This window comes from Actinospica acidithermotolerans, assembly GCF_018139625.1.
GTDB lineage: Bacteria > Actinomycetota > Actinomycetes > Streptomycetales > Catenulisporaceae > Actinospica > Actinospica acidithermotolerans.
The window spans coordinates 56,270-76,895 of the sequence record NZ_JAGSOH010000020.1 but is presented as its reverse complement, the minus strand read 5'-3'; the positions used below and the strand labels follow the sequence as shown (position 1 = coordinate 76,895).

Annotated in this window: 10 protein-coding genes, 2 tRNA genes and 2 pseudogenes; 6 read left to right on the top strand and 8 right to left on the bottom strand. The window is 67.7% G+C overall.

Annotated features, from left to right (window positions below; all coding sequences use genetic code 11):
- Positions 1-268: pseudogene (locus tag KDK95_RS10080) on the top strand (hypothetical protein); the annotation flags it as partial.
- Positions 269-1,954: 1,686 nt separating this feature from the next.
- On the opposite strand, the gene KDK95_RS10075 reads toward KDK95_RS10080, so the two are convergent.
- Positions 1,955-6,010: a hypothetical protein gene (locus KDK95_RS10075; RefSeq protein WP_212517801.1), complete on the bottom strand. Its 4,056-nt coding sequence runs from the start codon at positions 6,008-6,010 to the stop codon at positions 1,955-1,957.
- 3 nt (positions 6,011-6,013) lie between these two features.
- Entirely contained in the window at positions 6,014-6,463 is a 450-nt protein-coding gene (locus KDK95_RS10070; protein WP_212517800.1) for a hypothetical protein, read from the bottom strand.
- Between the two features lie 593 nt (positions 6,464-7,056).
- Here KDK95_RS10070 and KDK95_RS10065 point away from each other — a divergent pair.
- The 4 genes and pseudogenes from KDK95_RS10065 to KDK95_RS10050 all read left to right on the top strand — a co-directional run bounded on the left by KDK95_RS10065 (position 7,057) and on the right by KDK95_RS10050 (position 9,776).
- A complete protein-coding gene (locus tag KDK95_RS10065; RefSeq protein ID WP_212517799.1) occupies positions 7,057-8,223 on the top strand; it encodes an ATP-binding protein in 1,167 nt (388 codons plus the stop codon).
- A gap of 315 nt (positions 8,224-8,538) precedes the next feature.
- Positions 8,539-8,611: transfer RNA gene (locus tag KDK95_RS10060), tRNA-Leu, on the top strand.
- A gap of 34 nt (positions 8,612-8,645) precedes the next feature.
- Positions 8,646-8,719 (top strand) — tRNA-Leu (locus KDK95_RS10055).
- Between the two features lie 198 nt (positions 8,720-8,917).
- Positions 8,918-9,776: pseudogene (locus KDK95_RS10050) on the top strand (TIGR02452 family protein).
- A gap of 274 nt (positions 9,777-10,050) precedes the next feature.
- Here KDK95_RS10050 and KDK95_RS10045 read toward each other — a convergent pair.
- The 6 genes from KDK95_RS10045 to KDK95_RS10020 form a co-directional block, all read right to left on the bottom strand.
- Positions 10,051-12,714: an AAA family ATPase gene (locus KDK95_RS10045; RefSeq protein ID WP_212517798.1), complete on the bottom strand. Its 2,664-nt coding sequence runs from the start codon at positions 12,712-12,714 to the stop codon at positions 10,051-10,053.
- Positions 12,714-13,943 (bottom strand): metallophosphoesterase family protein, encoded by a 1,230-nt coding sequence (locus tag KDK95_RS10040; RefSeq protein WP_212517797.1) that lies wholly within the window; start codon positions 13,941-13,943, stop codon positions 12,714-12,716. The genes KDK95_RS10045 and KDK95_RS10040 overlap by 1 nt, the downstream gene beginning before the upstream one ends.
- A 136-nt stretch (positions 13,944-14,079) precedes the next feature.
- Complete coding sequence (locus KDK95_RS10035) at positions 14,080-15,021, bottom strand: hypothetical protein (protein ID WP_212517796.1); 942 nt, start codon at positions 15,019-15,021, stop codon at positions 14,080-14,082.
- 18 nt (positions 15,022-15,039) lie between these two features.
- On the bottom strand, positions 15,040-15,399 hold the full coding sequence (locus KDK95_RS10030) for an RNA-binding domain-containing protein (RefSeq protein WP_212517795.1): 360 nt from the start codon (positions 15,397-15,399) through the stop codon (positions 15,040-15,042).
- Positions 15,400-15,756: 357 nt separating this feature from the next.
- Positions 15,757-16,326, bottom strand: a complete 570-nt coding sequence (locus tag KDK95_RS10025; protein ID WP_212517794.1) for a hypothetical protein — start codon at positions 16,324-16,326, stop codon at positions 15,757-15,759.
- A gap of 91 nt (positions 16,327-16,417) precedes the next feature.
- A complete protein-coding gene (locus KDK95_RS10020; RefSeq protein WP_212517793.1) occupies positions 16,418-18,004 on the bottom strand; it encodes an ISL3 family transposase in 1,587 nt (528 codons plus the stop codon).
- A gap of 647 nt (positions 18,005-18,651) precedes the next feature.
- Between KDK95_RS10020 and ltrA the strand changes: the two genes are divergently transcribed.
- On the top strand, positions 18,652-19,923 hold the full coding sequence (gene ltrA / locus KDK95_RS10015) for a group II intron reverse transcriptase/maturase (protein WP_372463297.1): 1,272 nt from the start codon (positions 18,652-18,654) through the stop codon (positions 19,921-19,923).
- The last annotated feature ends 703 nt before the right edge of the window (positions 19,924-20,626 follow it).

The window sequence follows — 20,626 nt, the reverse complement described above, 5'->3', positions numbered from 1 at the left end:
AGTCGGGGCGCTGCACGAGATAGCGGGGCGGATGGAGATCGGGGCACCGAAGACGGGGGCGGGAGAGCGGCGGGTGCACCTGCCGCCGTTCCTCGCGACTCTGCTGGCCGAGCATCTCGAGGAGCATCCGTACCCGTATCTGTTCACCGGGGAGCGCGGTGGCTGGCTGCGCCGGTCGGTGTTCCGCAAGCAGGTGTGGCTGCCGGCGCTCGCCGGGGACCCGGGGCACGCGGATCCCGGGCGGCGGGCGCCGGTGCTGGGTCGATGACGTTCCACGGGCTTCGGCACACGCATAAGACGTGGATGGCCGGGCACCGCACCCCGCCGTCGCTGCAGGATGACCGGATGGGTCACAGTCCGCGCGGAGTTCAGGGCCGCTAGGAACACCCCACCGCGTTGATGGTCCGGGAACTGATGCGGGACCTTGAGGCACGCTGGCAAGCGAGCGCGAACGCGTCGCGTGGCAGTACGGCGACGGGGTCAGCGGCGCCCATCGTGGCCGGAGCGACCCACCTGCACGCGCGCATCGGCAAAGGCCCGAGCGGGCACACTGGCCGCGACGGCCGACCTCCGCATGCAGGCCGTGGACCTCGGCCGACGCATGCAGCCGCGCGCGGCCGATAACCCGGCGACCGGCCGTCACCGAAACTGACATCAGGATGCTGACATGAGTCAGCATCCTGGTTCATTGCGGAAAAGTGCTCATCGCGCGCGGCCGGGTACCGCAGTTGGCAGCCGTTGCGCCACGTTGACGGCCTCGTCGCGCGACAGTGCCGCCGCCGAGCTCTTCCTGACGACTTCGTCCGCAGAAGTGCTCACCGGCCGCCTCCTGGGGAACGGCTCGAGCCGAGAAGCACGGCGCACCCGCGTCGAGCTGCGCGAACACCGAAATGAGCTCACCGGGAGACCTCTTCCGCTCAGCGGGAAGAGATCATTGGGGAAAGGGCTCAAGCGGAGACCTCTTCCGCCATGACCGCTTCCGTCGAGAGCACTTCTCCCAGAGCGGTCTCGGAGGCCCTCCCCGGGCGCCGATATGCCCTACTTTGCAGCGATTGGGAACGTGCCGATGCGTGTTCCCACGGTAACGGAGGGTGTCCGACTGGCCGTCAAAAACGCCCTGACCTGCGGTTACAGTGGACGATACTGGGATTGAACCAGTGACCTCTTCCGTGTCAGTACGGAGGTCTCCTCTTATTCTGCGATCGAGAGAAATCGCTGCGCCCCGCTGACCTGCGCTTTCTCCGATCTGATGGCTCGTGAGATTTACAGTTCAGCGCAGCTCCGCGCGGTTGAGGACATCGCCGCTCCCCGGCTCCGCTCCCTCTGGCGCCCCCTGTCCGGGACGCGCAGATCCTGAACTCTTCTCCAACGGGCATCTTACTCTGACGCCCTGTCAGTGTCAGCTCTTTCCCGCAGGCGTCCGCCCTTCGATTGGAAGCTGCCTGGAGTCCCAGACTTCCTCGAGGCCGATTTCATAGCGCCTCTACCTGCACCGATGTACTCGATCGTCCGCGTTGCGCGAGGCGCGGTCACGGACGGGCACGGTTCCGCCGAGGTGGAGCCGCGGGGGAGTGGAATGGGGAGCAGGCGGGGAACATGCTCCCCGCCCGAGAGGGCGAAACCTTCGCTCATCTGACGGTGGGTCAGCGCAGTGCGGAGTGTTCTGCCTGGTGTGGAGTCGGTGAACTCTTCCGTGTTCCGCGCCCTGGCCTCTTGCGCGTTCCGGAAGAGGCCAGCTGTTCAATTCCACTCGACAGGGCGCAACTCGTTCCGAATCTTCTTCGGGTTCACCGTCGGCGGTGCGGCATCGGCGACCACGGCCGTGGGCTGTTCCAGCCCGTGATGCCGACGACGAGTCGCCAGCCTGTGTGGTTCGCCGCGGCCAGACCGGTCTCGCCATGCGGCCCGCACCCGTGTCCGTGCACGCAGGGTCGCCCGATGACTGCTTATCCGCTTATCCGCGTCTAGCGCCTGCGGGACCAAGCACCGTGATGAATTCGTCAACGATCGCGCGCACCGTAGCCGGGTCGATCTTGGCCAGCGTCGTCAGCAGCGTCGCCCACGCGCCGCCGTGAGCGAGCGCCCGTGCCATGGCACGGCGCGCCGGAAGCGGCGGGGCCACCGAGGCCAGCGCGGTGAAAAGGCGTGTCCCTGCCCGCGGCTCCTGGTACGCGGCTGCGACGGTTTCCGCGCGCTCGATCTCGCCGGCCAAAACCGCCGCGATCACCGCTGCGGTCCGCGACTTCTCCAAGGCACGCTCACGAGCGCGTTCCTCGCTTATCGCGCTCGCGACGGCTTCCGCGCGCTCGGCAAGCCTGAAGGCGCTCGGGTGATCCCCGGCTTTCCTTGCCGCCTCTATCGCTGCCTTGGCCAACGCTTCGGCCCGCACTGCCGGCTGGGTGACAGTATTCGCGACGGCCTCGGCAAGGTGGAGGTCGCCGGCCCGTGCGGCCAGGTGAGCCACCCACGACAGCGCTTCCGCCTCGTAATACGGGTCATCGATCTGCACGGCGATGGTTTGCGCCCGCTCGACGTCACCGGCTGCTGCGACCGCTTTGACCGCGTCAACCAGCATCGCCGACTTGCCGGGGGTGTCCGGCAGCGACTGCGCTTGCGCGTCGGCATGATCGGCCCAGGTACGCGCATGTGTGTCGTCGCCTTCAACACCCGCGCACACGGCCATCCCCGCCAGGATGCCGATCCGTTGGTAAGGCTCGGTGATCGAGAGCGCGATGCTTTCGGCTTGCTGCGCCAGCGCGGCGGCGCGCGCCTGGTCTCCGGCCCGGAAAGCCGCCCGGCTAGCCCCGGCCACGGCCCGTGCCTGGTTCCACGGATCGGAAATCGTGGCGGCGATGTTCTCGGCAGTGTCGGTGTTGCCCGCGTCAGCGGCGATCTCGGAGATGACCGCAAGTTTCTCCTGCTGCGCCTCCGGCGCGTTCAGCTCCAGGGCGAGCGCGACCGCGGCGTCGATGTCGCCTGCCATGGCCACGGCGGTCGCGATCGCCTCGAGCGCCCACTGCTTGACCTGCGGTGCGACGGACGCGTACGCCAGGTTCTCCGCGTCGACGGCCAGCTTTGTCGCACGCTCGTACTCGCCGGCCTGCGCGGCCGCGTCCGCGACGGTCGCCATCGCCTTGACTTGGCTCGACTCGGCCATGGTGTTTAGCCGCCCGGCCAGGACTTCCGGGTCGACGATGGAGCGGGCGATCGCCTCCGCGGCGTCCAGTTCGCCGGCGCCGGCGGCCGCTTCGGCCGCATCGGCCAGCACCCAGGATCGGTTGTGCAGCGACGTGTGCCGGATGAACATCGCGGACCGGGTGATGCCAGTTACGATCTCCGCGTTCCCGGCTCTGGCGGCCTGTAAGACCGATTCGTTCAGCACTTTGGCGGCCCGCTTGCGGTCGTCCATGGTCGCGACGAGAGCGTCGCAGTATGCGATGTCGCCGTTCGCGGCGGCACCGCGCACTAGCGCGGAGGTAAATGTCGCGCGGGCCTCAGGGTCAGCGATGTCGTCGATGCCCGCGGCGGCTTCCGCGCGGCGCAGTACGGCTATCGCTCGCGAATGCGCACCTTTGTCCGATGCACCGGCCGCCACCTCGAGCAGCACCGCGGCTCGGCCGAACGGTTGGGCGACGGCGTCCGCCAGAGCCTCAGCGCGGTCGACATCCAGCGCGGCGATGGCCCGCGCCACCTTCCTGGCGCCCCACATGTACTGGGCGGGATCTGTGCGCGAACGGGCGATGGCCTCGGCTCGATCGATATCCCCCGCCTGAGCGAACAGGATCGACATCTGGGTCGACCCCTGCCACTGCCGCATCGGATCCGACAGCGTGGCGATGACGGATTCCGCCCGTCGCGCCAGCTCTCTCGCCCTCGCGTGTTCGCCCTTTACTATCAGGTGCGACGCCACTCCGATAAGCGCCGCCGACCGCGATTCCGGTTCGGTGATCAGGCCGCTGATGGATTCGCCGCCCTCGAGGTCACCGCCCGCCGCGGCCGTCCCCGCCGCCCAGAGCAGCGTCTGAGCCTGCCATGCCGGGTCGTCGATCGCGTCGGCGACGCACCGGACGCCTTCAAGGTCGCCCGACCGCGCCAGCACGGTCGCGATCCTCGCGAAGGCTCCGGCGCGTGCGGCCTGGTCGTCGAGAGCCCCGGCGATGATCCGTGCACTGCCGATGTCGCCGCTTGCGGCGACGGCCTCAGCCAAGGCAGCCGCCGCCTGGTGGCGTGCCCCTCGATCACCGATGGCGCCGATGATCCTCTCGGCCCGGCCCACGTCGCCGGCCTTCGCGAGAGCAAACGCGAGCTCAGTCGACGCCTGCGCTTGGCGACTCGGATCGCTCACACACGCGGCCATCGGCTCAGCTCGGCGGACCAGTTCGAGCGCTCGGGCGGTATCGCCTCGGTCCGCGGCCGCCCGCGCAATGACCGTGAGCGCCTCGGTCTGCCATTCCGGGAAGGTTACGTCGTTGGCCAGGACCTCAGCGCGGTCGATGTCGCCGATCCCGGCCGCCCACATCGCCAACTGGCTCAGTGCGAAGCCCCTCCTGCCGGGTTCGGTGATCGAACGCGCCAACGATTCGGCCCGGATCCGGTTGCCCAGCCTCGCCCAGACCAGGGGCAGCCGCTCGGAAAGCAGCTCATTGCGACGCGTCAAGGCATTGCGGTGAATGGACAGCCGGGTCATGGCGAGCAGATCTGGATCGTCCTGGGCGAGGACGGCCCGCTGCGCGGCTGTGATCTGCGCCAGCGCGGCGGTGTCCCCTCCGGTGACGTCCAGCATCCGGTATTGGCGGGCGGGGTCGGTGGCGCAGGCGACCATGCGCTCGATGTCGCCGGCCTCTTGCAGCATGTCGAAGTAGCCGCGCAGTAGATACTCCGGTGTGTCCACCGGACAGCCCTTGCCCCGGAAGGAGTCCGACCACGCGTGCAAGCGCCGGCACGCGTCCTGCAACGGCGCTCCGCGCAGGCTGTGCTCGGCCATGGCCTGCAGGTCCCGGTGTGCGAGCACGTATACGCGGGGACCGTCGTCGGGCCGGTAGTAACTGGACTGCGTGGTGAACGTGCGCCCGGTGACTCCTCTGAGCTGCCTCTCGACCTCGAACTCCGTACAGTCCGCCAGGTAGGCCAGATCCGCTTCACTCAGACCGCCACGGGCGGCGGTCACCAACCCGAGCAGGAGCCTTTCCAGGTCTGAGCCGGAGGCCAGGCGGGTGATCTCCGCTTCGGCGTGCGTGCGTACCATCCTGGCGTGCTCGGATGCGCCCAGCACGCGCACGACGGCCTCATTGCCGAGGGGATGCCCCTCCTCCAGCACGTCCTGTCGCAACGGCGGATGGTCGCGGCTGGTCACGATTGTGCGCATCCCGGCCGGCAGCTCGGCTGGCAACAGCCGCGCCACGCTGTAGCCGCCCAGGTCCTCGTCCAGCGCGTCCACCGCCAGCACCAGGCGCTCGCCGCGCCGCCAGCAGGTCTCGGCTGCCTCCTCCAAGAGCGCCAGCAGCCCCTCCTCCCGGGTCGCGTCGGTCAGGCCGGTAGGCATCGGTTTCGCCAGCAGAGCGGCCAACTGTCGCAGCAGGCTGTCGGAGAAAGCGATCCAGTCGCGCTGATGGGGGACGTGCGCGCGGAGAAAGAACGCCACCACACATACTCCGGGCGGCGGATGCAGCACGAACCACGACAGCAGCGCCGACTTACCCGACCACGCCGGCCCGCGCCACCACGCGTAGGAGGCGGCGCCCGGATCGCCATCCGTGCAGAACCGGGCCAGTTCGGCGAGCTCGGCGTCCCGGCCATGCAGTACCTTCGGCGCAATCTGGCGCCGCACCACTTGGTCCAGGTAATACGAGGCCACCGGTTCGGGCCGGGCGACCACGTTCGGCTGGACGGGGGTGACAATGAAGTCGCCGCCGACCTGGCCGCTGTTCGCGACGTTAATCCCGCCGTGCTGCGAGATCCACCCGGTGTTCCCGGGCCGCGGTTGCGGCGGCTGGAAGGGCGTGCCAGTCATGCGTCAGCGGCCCGGGCCGCCCGCGCTCAGGTCTCCGCCCACGACTCCGGTGTTCGCCACGTTGACGCCACCGCCGGCCTGGCGCACGGCCCCGGTGCGCACGGCGTGCAGAGCCGCGGGCTGGGCACTGCCCGCCGTGTCCGCGACGGTCAGCTCGGTCAGGAGCGTACTCAGTTGCTGACCGAACTCCTCGTCGTCCTCGGCCGCCTGCTCCACCGCGTCGGTGACCCGGCGCCGCGTGCGCTCGTTCTCCACGCCCTCGGCGGCTTCGCTCTCCAGCTTTTTTACCGCCGGATCACCGGCCAGCTTCGCGGTGATCGCGACGTGCAACTGGTCCATCAAGGCCGTCACGACCCGATCGACCTCGTCGTCGGCCAGCTTGCCGACCCGCTTCGCCTTGCCTGCGAACCATGCCCACAGGTAGCCCGCCACCAGTTCCAGTCCAGGAACCACGAGGTCCTCCCCTCATCGACGTATCAGAGAGCTTAGCCTGAAGCGGCGCTCCGCGCCGTCCGCGGGCCAAGGGCTGGAGGCAGCCTCAGAGGTCGAGCGCCGGTTCCAGATAGAGGCGCGCAAGACCAGACGAACGTCTTCTAGCACGCCACTGGGCCACGGACCCGGGCTCCTCCCGGCCGAGCACTTCGACCGTGGCCTCTTCCGCGTTCCGGAAGAGGCTGCCGGTTCAACCTGCGGCGCGCCTTATGGATCTTCGCGCCGAAGCGCCCCGTTCCGGGTGGGCCGATCCCTTTGGCCGAACTCGAACAATCGGCATGCGAGGCGTTTGAAGCAGACGCGCGCGGCGTTGCGGGGCTTGTTCGAGGCGGCCACAAACTTGGGCGTCCAGGACTATCCAGAATGGCGGCATAGGCGCCCTCGGTGGGGCCGCGTACGCGTTCGGAGGCATGTTCGCGGCCGTCTGCTCGACCACTTCAGGATAGCCGTTCACGGCACCGCTCCCGCCTTCGGCAAAGCGGCTCTGACCTGCGGTGTTCCTGGAATTCGGGTAAGATTCGGGCGGTCTGCACAACGCCGTCGGAGGGGACATTGTGAGCCAGAAACCGATCACGTACGACGCTCGTCACATTCAGGTGTTGGAGGGTCGTGAGGCGGTGCGGAAGCGGCCGGGGATGTATATCGGCTCGACCGGTGAACGTGGTCTGCACCAGCTTGTGTTCGAGGCCGCGGGCAGGGCTCTGGACGAGGTCGTGGTCGGCCGTGCCAGTCGGGTCGAGATCACCCTCCTGCCCGACGGCGGCGTGCGAGTCGCCGATGACGGGCCCGGCTGCCCGTTCGAGGACGGCGAGGATGCGGGTGGGTCGGGTCTGCATGCGGTGCTGACTCGGCTGATGATTCGCGAGGGCCGCATCGGCCCGCGGTTCCCCTTGCTCGTCGGTCATCTCGGCATCGGGCTCGCCGTCGTCAACGCTCTCTCGAGCCGACTGGTGGCCGAGGTCTGGTACGACGGAGTCCGGCGGGTCCAGGAGTACGCATGTGGGGTCGCCTCGGGCGCCCCGACCAACGCGGGTCCGGTCGACGGCACCGGGACCAGCATCAGCTTCTGGCCGGACGCCGGCATCTTCGAGACGACGGAGTACTCGTTCACCGAACTGACGGAGCGCTTCAGGGAACTGGCCTTCTTGAACCGGGATCTGGAGATCACGCTCACGGATACCCGCACCAGTGAGCCATGCTCGATCCGGTTGCGGTCAGCAGGCGGCGCGCGAGACATGGTCGCCTTCCTCGACGAGCAGGAATCCGCATCCGCTGACCCGGAGGTCCCGTGGATCGAGCGGGAGGACCCGCGGATGGCCGGGATGGTAGAGGTGGCCTTGCGGTGGCGTGCGTCCGGCCCGGAACGGTGCCGGAGCTTCGCGAACAGCCGACCTACACCCGGCGGCGGCACCCACGTGGCCGGCTTCCACGAGGCGCTGTCGGGAGCGCTCACTGCATACGCGCGCGAGCGCGGGTTGCTGACGGCGGCGGATCCAGACCTCGGCACCGAGCTGATCGGCGGGGGCCTGACAGCGGTCGTGTCGGTGAAACTGGAACAGCCCGAGTTCGCAGGCTCCACGCGCGGTGTGCTCGGTAATGCCGCAGTGCGCGGCTGCGTTCGACAGGCCGTTTACGAGGGCGTTGGTGAGTGGTTGAGTGAGCACCCGCAGCGGGCCGCCGCCGTCATCGATCAAGTCGTGCAAGGACACCGCTCGCACTGAGTAGTACTCGGCACCTCCCTGGTGCTCTCCTGAGCTGAGGACTGCCGCAGTGGGCGGTTCCGGCGCTATGTGTGGTCGGATATTCGTTTGCCGACGATGTATCCGGGCCGGGACACTTGCTTGTAGACGGAAGCGAACCCACGGAAACCCGAGGAGGGGCCGAAGATGAACCGCGTTACTGCGCGACTGTGCTGTCTTCGCTGCCTGTCCCTGCTCGGGCTTCCGGAGGCCGCGGTGCTCTGACCGTCCATCGTCGACGGACCTCCAGCCGCCCACCGGGAACGATCCCGGATCGGGCGGCTTCTCGCATTCCCGGCCCTCGTAGCCCAACGGCAGAGGCACGGCGTTCAGGACGCCGCCAGTGTGAGTTCGAATCTCACCGAGGGCACGCCGCCACGGCGGATATCGAAGAACACATGCACGCGCTCGTGCCGCAACTGGAAGACGGACCGGCTTGAGGAGCCGGGGGTTGAGGGTTCGAATCCCTCCGAGCGCACGCACGGCCCTGTCGAGGCGCATGGCCCGGAGCCTTATCCCGACGGTCGGGAGGACGTCTGCAAAACGTCCGGCACGCGGTTCGACTCCGCTCCGGGCCTCATCTGAGGCGGGATGCGTCGCTGCTCACCCGAATATTCGCTTCCCTGTGAGCCCCACTCCCCTTATTGTCATAGTGACGAATATGGATTGGGCGTCGATGAGTGTCTATAGGGGAATCGCCGAGGCCAACGAGAGGATCGTCGCCGACCGCTGGTACATCGCACCGAGCGGCACGGTCGTGCAGATCGGCGACCTGGTGGCCGCCGCGTATTCGGGCACGGTCTCGTACCACCCAGAGGATCTGGCCGTGCTGCTGGGCGGCGCTGTGCGGGGAGTCGCGGAGACGCGGATCGAGGTCACCGGCGAGTCGAGCATGAACGCCGCGTGGCGCCTCTATGTCGAGGGCGCGGACCGGATCGCGGTGCTGAACTTCGCCTCGGCGCGCAATTCAGGCGGGGGCTATCTCCGCGGCGCCCGGGCACAGGAGGAGGACCTGTGCCGGGTGTCAGCGCTCTACCGCGCAGGCGCCGGACTTCTACGCTGCGCACCGCGCGTCGAGGGATCCGGCCTACAGCCACCGCGTCATCTACTCGCCGGACGTTCCGGTCTACCGGGATACCCGATACCGACTGCTCGACGCACCGTACCAGGTGTCATTCTTGACCAGCCCGGCTCCGAACGCCGGCGTCATCACCCGCGACAGGCCGGCCGACGTCGCGGCCCTGCCGGGGCTGCTCGTCGAACGTGCTTCGCGCGTGTTGGCGGTAGCCGCCCGTCATGGATGCGAATCGCTGGTCCTCGGCGCGTGGGGGTGCGGGGTGTTCCGCAACAATCCAGCGCAAGTCGCGGCAGCGTTCCAACGGAACCTGACCGGTGGCGGCAAGTTCGCGGGAGTGTTCGACCGGATCGTGTTCGCCGTCCTGGACACGACGGTAGGCCAGCCGAACCTGACGGCGTTCCGGAACGCCTTCTCAACTGACCCCGCCGCGCGGACGGGACTGGAGTCACGCCCGTAGGAGATCCCAGGCTTCTGCGCCGGGCGTGCGATGAGCACAGTTCACCCGGCCGGAGCCCTTGCCGGTGACCTTCACGACCGGAGGGACATTGCCGCCAGGGCGGCCGGCCTTGGCAGCCTCAGTCTTCGCTCGGACATGACCGCGCAGCAGGTAGAAACCTCTGATGGCCCCCAGGACGGTGGCCGACCGCTCCGGTCATCCGCTCCTTCGGTCTCGGTCGAACCGGCATGGTTTCGTGAGGACGCTGTCTCCTCACGAGACCTGCCAACGGCGACTATGGGAGAGCCAGGTCTACCCGGGTCGCAGACCCGATCCGGAACCGCTCCGGAGCGTGGGTGAGGATGATCACCTGCGTTCCGGTGCCGGAGACTCGGTCCAGGATCGCCGCGATCTGGTCGATCCGCTGACGGTCGCTGTGGCCGAGCGTGTCGTCGAGGATTAGGGGCACGCCGCCCGCGCCGGGGGCAATGAGCTGGGCACAGGCGATTCGGCCGAGCAGCGCGAGCTGTTCCCTTGTCCCGGTGGAGAGCGAGTTGAACGGGACGGTCGCGCCGCCGATGGTCTTCGAGGCAATCGTCAGATCCTCGCCGACGTGCAGGTTCACCGCGCTGCCGAATACAGCCGCTGCGTACTTCTCGACCAACTCGCGAAACGGCGTGGCGTAGCGCGCACGCTGCTCGGAACGATGCCTGGTCAGCGTCTCGCGCAGGAGCTTCGCCGCCTCGGCACGCTCCCAGAGCACGTCGAACTGGTGCTGGGCCTGCGCGGCATGGTCTCTTGCGCGCTCCGCAGCCTCCTCCGGCCCGCGCTCGCCGCACTCGGCGATGAGCACACGAAGCTCCGCCGAGCGCAGCCGCAATCTCGTCGCGTCCTGCTGGAGCTGGAACTGCACCTTGCGCTTGTTTTCCTGCACCGACGCCAGCTGATCCGGATTCAGCTCTGCCAGTCGTGCTTCAGCCCGCTCGTGCTCCGATCTCGTCTGTTCCAGGCGCTCCGGGGACTCCAGCGCCGGAAGGCGTTCCATGTTCGCCTGCGCGCGCTTGACCGCCTGGTCAAGCTGCGGCAGTGAACGCTCTAAGGCGCGTAGTCGCTCCCTACTCAGTGCGAGGGCCTTGTCGGTGGCGTTCGCTTCGTTGGTCGCGGTCTTGAGCCGGATTTCGTGTTCGGCGGCGGCAACCTGAGCCTCTGTCTGTCTCTCTTGCGCAATCTCGATCGACTCCGGCAGAGTGTCCGCCGTAGCAGGTCGCCGTTCCAAGTACGCAGCGATCATCGCTCGCAGCGACACGGCAAGCTGACGGATCGCGACCAGGTCCTTGCCGTGGCTCTTAACCCCGCTGAGCGACGCGTTCAGCTCCGCGAGGGCGATCTCCCGCTGCGCCACGGCCGCGTCGTGTTCATCGGCCATCGCCTGCGCCGCCGAAACGTCCGCGACTCCGGCCTCGCGGCACGCCTTCTCGTACGCGGCGCGCGTCTTGCGCTCCTTCTCCCGCCGGGCCTGCTCGCCGCTCCCGGGCGCCACCACGACCCGAACAATGCCCGGCGCCTCGAGAGTCACTGTGTCCACGAGGCGTATCGCCTCGCTGCCCTCGGCCGCCCCGGGGCCATTCACCGTCACCGCCGCGTCGCTGAGTCGCTCGACCCGCACCGTCGCCGCGTTGGCCTCCAAGGCACTCAGAGCCTTGTCCCAGGCGCTGAACGCGTCACTGATCGCGACCAGCGCGTCCTTGTCCACGCTATTGCGGGCCAGTTGGGTGTCAGCCGCCTCGATCCGCGTCTGTGCCGCCTCTGCCACTGCCACGGCACCTTCGAGTCGGGCCGGGAGCTCCTTACTGCGCAGGCACTCGACGTCCTTCTCCGCAAGTGCGAGCGCGTCGGCAAACAGGCTGCTCACCACTTCGAGCCGGTCCGCGGCCTTCCGCTTTTGTTGGTGCGCGTTCTCGGCGGTCGTGCACTTCTGCTTCGCATCCTCGTACCGGGTTTGCTCATCTTCGAGCTCTGCACGGCGCTGCGCCAGCTCGTTCGCGGCGTCGGCGACGAGCGTGGCCACCTCCAGTCGAGTCTTGAGCTGGCGAAGCTGCTCCTCGAGCAGCTTCGCCTCGGCGAGCAGTTGCTCGCGACCGTCGATGTCCCCGCGCAGCGCGTTGAGCTCTTCCTCGATACCCTTGAGCTCCGAGTTCACCCGACCATACTCGGCGAGGATGCCCTGTGCGTCGACCATGGCCTGCTCCGCTTCGCTCGCCTTCTTGTTGGCCTCCGCAAGCTCCTTCATCGCCTGGCTGTATTTGCCGGTGGGCTCGCCGGTCTTGGGAGTGTAGTAGAGCAGATACTCCCTCTCGACGGCCATGAACAACCGCTCCTGCGGGCCGGAGAACGCAGTCGAGACGCCACCTTCCGCACCACCGTCCGACGGCCGCCTCGCCCCCGTACCCAACGCGGCGGCCACCGCCGGGCGCACCGCGAACGTCGTCGGCTGGCCCAGCGGCTCTTCCTTCGACTCGCGGCCGAGCGGCTTGTCCTGGCTCACCCGCAGCAGCTTCCACAGTTCGAGATCCACGTCGCACTCGGCGAGAAGTTTCTCGAACCTCGCCTGCGCCTCGTGGTTTTCGAGTTGATCCTGCTTCGCGGACGGCTCGAGGATGTGCAACTCGGTCTTGCCATAGTTCTTGCGCCAGATCTTGCGATACCGCAGCCGGTAATCCCCGGCGCCAACCTCGATCTCGGTGACGGGGTTCTCGGCGCGCCCCTTCGGCCGCACCGCCTGCACGTCCCGGTGCGAAGTCGTCGCCGGGAATCGCAGCATCAGGTCCAGCGCCTCGATCAGCGAGGACTTGCCGATCTCGTTGGGGCCGTGCACGACGGTCACACCGGTCGGGTCGAACACGACCTCGCTGCGCCGCACTCCGCGGTAATTCTCCAGCAGGATCCGGTACAGGCGCATCAGTTCACCTCCGCCTGCAGCCGAACAAGCAGCGCCAGCGCGTTCGCGGACGCCGTGGTATCCATCGAGCCGAGCTCCTCGGCCGCCGCTTTGACGAAGCCAGTGAGGTCGAGATCCGAGAAGTCGGCCACGTCGGCCCGGGGACGCAGCGCGGTCCGGCCAGAGCTCGGGATAGCCGCGAACAGCAGGGCGCGGCGCTCGATCTCCTCGGTGAGCCGGTTGTGCTCGGTCAGTGAGAGCATGCCCTTGAGGATCGGCTTCGCGACAGTACGTTCAGGTGCTTCGAAGTCGTCGAGCCAGGCCAACACCTGCGCGACGCTCTCCGCGTCGCTCATCGGGAACTCGCGCTCTTTGATGGTCCATGTGCCGACGCGGTGCGGCGTCACCTTCGGTGCGTCGTTGGGCGTGAGCTCGACGACAGCGACGTATCCGGGTTTGACCTCGTCGCGCCGGGTGGTCTCGGGCGTGCCGGAGTACCAGATCCGGCCGGTATCGCCGACGTTGGTGAGCGAGTGCCGGTCGCCCAGACAGACCAGGTCGATTCGCCGCTCCCGCACCGCCTGCTCGAACAGTTCGAGCCGTAGTAGATCCTCGGTGCCCTGCGGCACGAGTCGGTCGATTCCGCCGTGGCCCACGCCGATCCGCACTGCGCCCGCCGTGATGGGCTCGGCCTCGGCCGCCAGGCGGTCAAGTTGACGGCTCGGCGGCTGATTTGAACTCCACGGCGCTACGAGCAGTTCTACGCCGGGGCGCACCACGTGGATCCCCGATTCGCCGAGCACGTGGACGTTGCCCGGCTTGTCCGTACCGAACCACCGTGAACTGTAGACCCCAGCGGCCGAGAGGTGATCGTGATTGCCGGGCAACAGGAAAACGTCGAGGCCGATCTGCTCCAACGCACGCAGCGCGCTAGCGGCGGTCCGCGGCTCGACCTGGACGTGATCGAACACATCCCCGGCGACCACGACGAACTCGGCTCCCTGCTCCCGCGCGACGCGGCCGAGCGCGGCCACCGCGGCCAAACGCGCGTCGTCGTATCGGCCCTGGATGCGCGGCGTCAGCCATCGCCGCGTCATCCCCAGCTGCCAGTCCGCGCTATGCAAGAAACGGACAGTCCCACAATCGACCACGGCTTGATGCTCCCCTTCATTCGATGGCCCGACGAGCTGTCGCAGCGACCCTAGCCGCAGCCAGGCCGTACCGCAGGGTTTTGAGGTAATCCGCCGCAATACCCCACTCCTCGCCGGTAAACACACTCTGGTCCCGTCCGCGCTCTCAGACATGGCCTCGCCGGCTTTCCGACTGCGCGGGTCGACGGCGGCAAGATGATCGCGCGAGAAGCCGCGGGTTTCCCGAAGGCGAGTTTTAGCGGCCTACGGAAGCGAGCAGCGCCTCGGTACTGACCCGGTTCCCGTCGATGAACGGGTCGGCGCAGGCGGGCAGGCCGAAGAGCGCGTAGATGCGGACCAGCGCTTCGTATGCGTCGCGTTCCGGGTCTTCGGCGGCGACCCATGAGCGGTCCCAATTCTGGGCGCTGGCCTGGCGCGCTTCACCGTGGAAGGGGAACTGGGGATTGCCGCCGCCGGTGCCGAGCGTGATGGTGGTGGGTTCTTGGAACCGCAGGGCCTGGATGCGGTGGCGCCAGGGCCCAGGTGCTCGGGGCATGATGTGCTGGTCGATCAGGCGGTAGTACTCCAAGGTCATCTCGGTCAGAACGATCACGTTCAGGCGCTGGATCGTGCCCTGGGGGCGTGATGCCCAGCCGAGCATGTCGCTGCTGCCCAGCGCCGCTGCGGTGACGGTTCCGTTGGGCTCGACTCGAATGGCCCTGCGCCCTTCGAGCTTGACGAGGGCGCCGTCGTCGATGCGGGGCGGATCGCCGAGCATCTCGAAGTTGAATCCGCTCTCGCGCAGGATCTCGGGTCGATCGAGCGCCGCGTATACCCCGTTTTTCCGGTCATACATGTCCTCGAGCAGGCCTTCGTGCTGTTCGGGGGAGCTCTGCCAGCTCAGCACGGGTAGTTCCTGCTCGTTCCAGGTGGTACGGCGGAGGAGTTGTTCGAGCCGGTCGTCGAGGGTGGCAGCCGCTGACACGGGTTGGCGGATGAAGGTGGTCGGCAGCAGGTCCTGGAACCGCCGCCCGTCAGTGATCAGGCGGTGCAGTTCCTCGGCGGATGGGTAGGTCGTCCGGTCGCCGTGGCGGATCGGGACGGCGAAGCCCTCGTCGAGGTGATCGTCGGCGTTGAGGAACCTGCAGACCATGGCGTACCGCTCGTGCCGCGCCAGCGGTTGGACCTCGATGACCAAGAAGCCGCTTTCCGGATCCTACGGCGAACAGGCGTAGAACTCGAAGTCGACTTGGACGTGAGGCCAGACGTACTGCACGAGCACGTCCTTGTGTCGAGGGCCGTTCAGCAGTCTGAGCGGTACCGGCGTGATCTCGGTGGCCTGCTCGTTGGCCTCGGCTGGAGATTTGTCGGCCTTGAACCCGCAGATGATCAGGCCGCCGGAGGCATTCGCCATCGCGGCCACGTGCAGGCACAGGTCGAACTTGCCCTTGTCCTGATCCAGCGGATACAGGCAGCGCTTGAATTCCAGCGTCGTGGTTTCCACGGTGCCCTTGACGTCCGCGGCCCGGTATTGGGCGAGCGCTGTGATGATCTCTGAGTGAGTGCGCAGCGGCATGAGGTCACGCTAGCCGCGGGGTACGACACGCTCTACGGAGTACGTAATCCTCCGGCATCCGCGTCGGCGCCCAAACCGCGATTGGTGCGTCGCCGGCTCTATGTCCGTGCCGCGGTCGCCTCTGGCATCGGCGTGCCGGGGCGATCGCGTCGCTCACTGCCCAATATGGCGGCGCTGCTCTGCTCGTTGCAGCCCTGGAGGCCTTTGGCGTGCGGCGCGAGCATCGGGACCGGACTCGTCGCCAGCCGGTGTGGGCTGCCCTGCTGCGTCCGGATTCACAAGATCCCTGCCAGTAGCTGGCTTGGCGTGTCCTGCTGCAGGCTCGTGGGCGACCTTGGCGTCGCGCTTTAACTCGGGCTACCCGGTACTCACGGGTCCGGGATGTGCGGTGCCGCTGATACGCCCCCAGACTTCGAGCATCGCGACGACGGCAGGGCTAATGCCCGCCTCGTGCCAGCCGAGGAAGGCGACGAGGTGCTCGACCATGGTTGCCGCGCACAGGGGGCCGCCGAACAGGTCCTGGGCCAACATGCCAGCGTCCACATTCACCTGCGTGGTCCGGACTCCCTGGCTGGACGGCCGGGTGAGTCGTGTGAGCCCGTGCGCCTTGGCGTGCGAGACTCCGCTCATAACGCGGTAGAGACTTGAGCCGAGCCGTGGCTCGGTTTCGAGCGCGCACTGGCCGATCAGTGTCGTAGCCGCAGGGGGCCGCTCGCCGAGGTAGGCCGGCTTCATCCGCTCGGCCTTGTGAAACGCGAACCCGTGTTGCCGCGCGGAGCGCTCCAGAACCGCGATCCGTGCCTCGAGCCCTTCGACCAGTTTCGCGGCTTCGGGCTCAGAGGCGAATGGGCGTAGTAACTGAATCTCCTCACACAGGCCCTCGAGCCGGCAGTTAGCGCTGCGCCGCACCCGCTTGTCGGCGGCCACGGCAGACTCCGTGTAGGCGGACAGTTCGGTCCTTGCTGATGGCCATGTGATCTGGTTCTGGCGCTGATCTTGTGGTCGGCATGGTTGTTGATCACGTGCTGTAGAGGACGCGGAGTCGCAGAAGGTCGAAGTTGGCGCGCCCGAACATCTGCCTTTTCAACATTTTGATACGGTTGACGTGGCCTTCTACGACTCCTGAGTTGAACGGGGTGCTGAGTCCGGCGGTGACGGCGGCGTGGTCGTGGCGGATGCCTCGGATAAAGGGCAGCAGGTCGGGCAGGTCGTCGGTGTTGATGGCGGCGAGCCAGTCGTCGAGCAGGTGTCCGTCGAGGTTGGCCATCATCTTCGCGAAGTCGCGGACGATCGCGGAGAGGTCCTCGAGTTCGGGGCAGCGGGTCAGCACGGCCTTGAGACGCTGGGCGTCATCCTCGCCGAGGCGCTCGGGGTGCTGGGTGAGCCAGGTGGTGGCCTCGCGGACGCTGGGCGCCGCGGCGGCGGACGGGATCTTCGCGTCCTGCTTGCGGTAGGGCGCCAGGAATCGACGGACCGTGCGCTCGCTGCCGCTGTAGCCCAGCTCGCGCAGCTCGGCGGTGATGGACACGGCGTCGATGACGCCGTCGTTCCAGCGCTCGATGACGAACGGCTTGAACTCGTCGAGCAGGCTCGGCTTGGTGACGCCGCCCATGAGCTGGGTCGGGTCGGCTGCGTCGGCGTAGCGGCGCACCGTCTTGGGGTCCCATCCGGTCCGTCGCTGGATCACGGTCGGGCTGGCTCCCTTGGCCAGCATCTCGTGGACCACGCGGTGGCGTTCGACGGTGCGCTCGGCCAGCCGGGAGGGCTTCGGCGCGACCTCGATCGGCGTCGCGGCCGCTTCCGGGGCCGGTTCCCGCAGGCAGCCGCGGTGCCGGCCCACGCTCTTCTCCACGACGTCGCACAGATTCGACCACAGATGCCACCGGTCGGCGACCTGTATCGCGCCCTGCGCGCCGTCGCGGGCCGCCTCGGCATAGGCCCCTGCCCGGTCGCGACACACGACCTGGACGCCGGGATGCGCCAGCAGCCAGGCCTTCACCGGTTCGGCGGTGCGCTCCGGCAGCAGGTCCACCGGCCGACCAGTCGTGACATCGACCAGCACGGTCCCGTAGACCCTTCCCCTGCGTAGGGCGAAATCGTCGATCCCGAGCACCTGCGGACCGGTCGGGACGGGGAGGTCCGGCAGGGCGCGGACCCGGCGCAGCAGGGTGTCGCGGCCGACGGTGATGCCGAGCTGCGCGGCGAGCCTGGACCCGGCCCTGCCGGCCAACGCCAGCCCGAGGGCCGTGAGCTGGGCTGAGAGCGGCGGCGTGAACCGGGCGTGCGGGCTGGTCAGCCCCGGTATCTGCTCGGCGAACGTGACTGCTGGACACTCCGGGTTCGAGCACAAGAACCGACGGATCGTCAGCCGCAGCGTCGCGGCGATCCCGCCGAGGGCGAGATCGCGCAGCGAACGCTCGTATCGAGCGTGAACCCGATGGCCGACAACACCGCAGGTCGGACACGCCGCAGTCTCGCCACGGGCCCGCGCAACGAGCACCACCGCTTTCTCGCACCGCTCGACGCGCTCCACCACCACGCCAGCCAGGTGCGGGAGCAATTCATCAGTACTCTGTGATAAGCACCGCGCGATCCTCCCAGACACAGCGCAAGATCAACGACCGCGCCGACCACAAGATCAGCGCCAGAACGTGCGTCCTGAACGAGAGGAAGTGGTCATGCAGTAGATCGTTTCCGTCTCGGTGCTGCACGGATGATGAGGGTTTTGTGGCCCCTCGGAGTCGCCCGGCGGTGGGAGGCTTCAAACCGCCCCGCGCTGCGTTGGCTGAAGACCGTCGTGGTGAGCGGTCGGGGAAAAGGCGCACGTGATGCGTCAGGTGGGGATCGGGAAGGCGAGCGAGAGCGAACCGCTGATCAAGCGCCGAAATTGATAAGACGGCATCGAAACCGGGGTCTGTTTTGTGCCCCGGGATGAGCCTGGCGGGTGCTCCGCCTTTCTGGCCAGGTGGTGTCCGGTGTAGAGGCGGCGTGAGCCCGGTCTGCGGCGTCCGTGTGGAACAGGAGAAGGCGTGTTGCGACACCGCCTCGGTGCTCAGCGGCCCGGGGTGACAGGGAGAGTCCGCGAGATCCGGGGGCAGCCTCCGGCCGGGCGTCAGAGTACCGTCGCGCAGCGCGCCGGCGGACCGGCCTGTAGTAGCGGTGAAGCTCCTGTAATGGGGGCGGAGCGAAGGGGCCGGGTCGTTCGTGACCTTGTTCGTCGTGTCAACCGGGGAAGTGTCCGGGAGGAGCTTGATGGATGGGTTGAAAGCATCGGCCAAGCCGTTCGACATCTCTAAGTCGGAGGTGTGGGAGGCCTGGGTGAAGGTGAAGGGGAACAAGGGCGCGTCCGGGGTGGACGGAGTGTCGATCGAGGTGTTCGAGAAGGACCTGAAGAACAACCTGTACAAGGTCTGGAACCGGATGGCCTCGGGCACCTACTTCCCGCCGGACGTCAAAGCGGTGGCGATCCCGAAAGCGCACGGTGGCACGAGGATCTTGGGCGTGCCCACCGTCGCTGATCGGGTCGCGCAGACGGTGGTGGCCGCGCATCTGATGGAACGGGTGGAACCGGTGTTCCATCCGGACTCCTACGGATACCGGCCGGAAAGATCGGCGCTGGACGCGGTCGCGTCTTGTCGGCAACGGTGCTGGAAGTACGACTGGGTGGTCGAGTTCGATATCCGGCGCTTCTTCGACACCGTGCCGTGGGAGAAGGTCGTGAAGGCCGTCGAGGCACACACCGACGCCGGTTGGGTGGTGCTGTACGTCAAGCGGTGGCTGGCCGCTGGGCTGCGCCTGCCCGACGGGTCCACGACAGAGCGGACGGAGGGCACGCCGCAGGGCTCTGCGGTCTCGCCCGTCTTGGCGAACCTGTTCCTGCACTACGCGTTCGATGCGTGGATGTCCCGGGAACATCCGGGCTGCCCGTTCGAGCGCTACGCCGACGACGCGGTGATCCACTGCCGCACGCTGGCGCAGGCGCGGGAGGTCCTGGCCGCTTTACGCTCCAGGATGGCCGAGGTCGGTCTGGAACTGCATCCGGACAAGACCAGGATCGTGTACTGCAAGGACAGCAACCGCCGGGAGGAGTTCCCGGAGATCGAGTTCACGTTCCTGGGGTTCACCTTCCGGCCCAGAGCCGCCAAGAACAGCAACGGGGTGCGGTTCACCTCGTTCGCCCCGGCCGTGAGCAAAGCCGCCCTGAAACGCATGGGCGAGACGGTGCGGGGTTGGAGACTGCACCGGCGTACCGGCAGTGACACCGCCGACCTGGCCCGGATCATCAATCCGGTGCTCAGGGGCTGGATGGCGTACTACGGTCGCTTCTACCGCTCGGCGCTTTACCCGCTGTTCGGCCGCATCAACTACAGGTTGATGCGGTGGATCAGGAAGAAGTACCGCATCGGCGTCAGGCAGGCGTGCCGCCGCATGATCGACGGCTATGCCCGACAACCCCGGTACTTCGCGCACTGGACCTGGGCTCCACCGGCAGGCGCGGTGACCAGGACGACAAGAGCCGTATAAGCCGAGAGGCTTACGTACGGTTCCGTGGGAGCCCAGGGGTGCAATCCCCCTGGGCGACCCGACCAAGACGCCTGGCCACGCACGCGGAGATCCGCTGGCCACCGACAGGGAGACTTCACGACCGCCTACATGGATGACTAAATGGCCCTTGACACCGCTCACGAGCATCGATCCTCGGGTCCAGCAGGTAGGCCGCGATTGACCCCGACTCGCTCGCGCCCCTCATCGTCGTGTATAGGCTCACCGTGACCTTCCGGCTGCGGATCAACAACGCCGCGCCGGTGAGTTGGTCGATACACGAGTTCGTGGTGAGCATCCCGTGACCGATCGCCGTCTGCGCAGGTCGGCTGCCCCACTCGCCCGCGAACGGCTCGCTCGCGCATTCGGCGGCGCCGAGCGAGCCGGGAACATAGTTGCCCCCATGTCATTGATTGCGGTGCGCAGCGCCTGCGAGAAGGTTTCGAGCGTCCTGGCCAGGTCAGCGAACGGATCGGTCGACATCCCGCGAGAATAGCCCGCCAGTCCTCCCGGCGCCCTCTAATTACCCGAAACCGTGTCGAAAGGCGCACTGATGGAGTGCGGTACGCGCCTCGTCTACCTCCGAGCAGGGTCAGTCGGGGACCCGCGCAGCGGCCGAGCGGGCGGGGGTGAGTTAACGGCTTGGCGGATCGAGCGTGGCAATCTGACGTCGGATCGAGTCACG

Excerpts from the sequence above, each read along its gene's own strand:
- KDK95_RS10075 (WP_212517801.1), bottom strand. The coding sequence starts at position 6,010 with ATGACTGGCACGCCCTTCCAGCCGCCGCAACCGCGGCCCGGGAACACC.
- KDK95_RS10045 (WP_212517798.1), bottom strand. The coding sequence starts at position 12,714 with ATGCGCCTGTACCGGATCCTGCTGGAGAATTACCGCGGAGTGCGGCGC.
- KDK95_RS10030 (WP_212517795.1), bottom strand. The coding sequence starts at position 15,399 with ATGCCGCTGCGCACTCACTCAGAGATCATCACAGCGCTCGCCCAATAC.
- ltrA (WP_372463297.1), top strand. The coding sequence starts at position 18,652 with ATGGATGGGTTGAAAGCATCGGCCAAGCCGTTCGACATCTCTAAGTCG.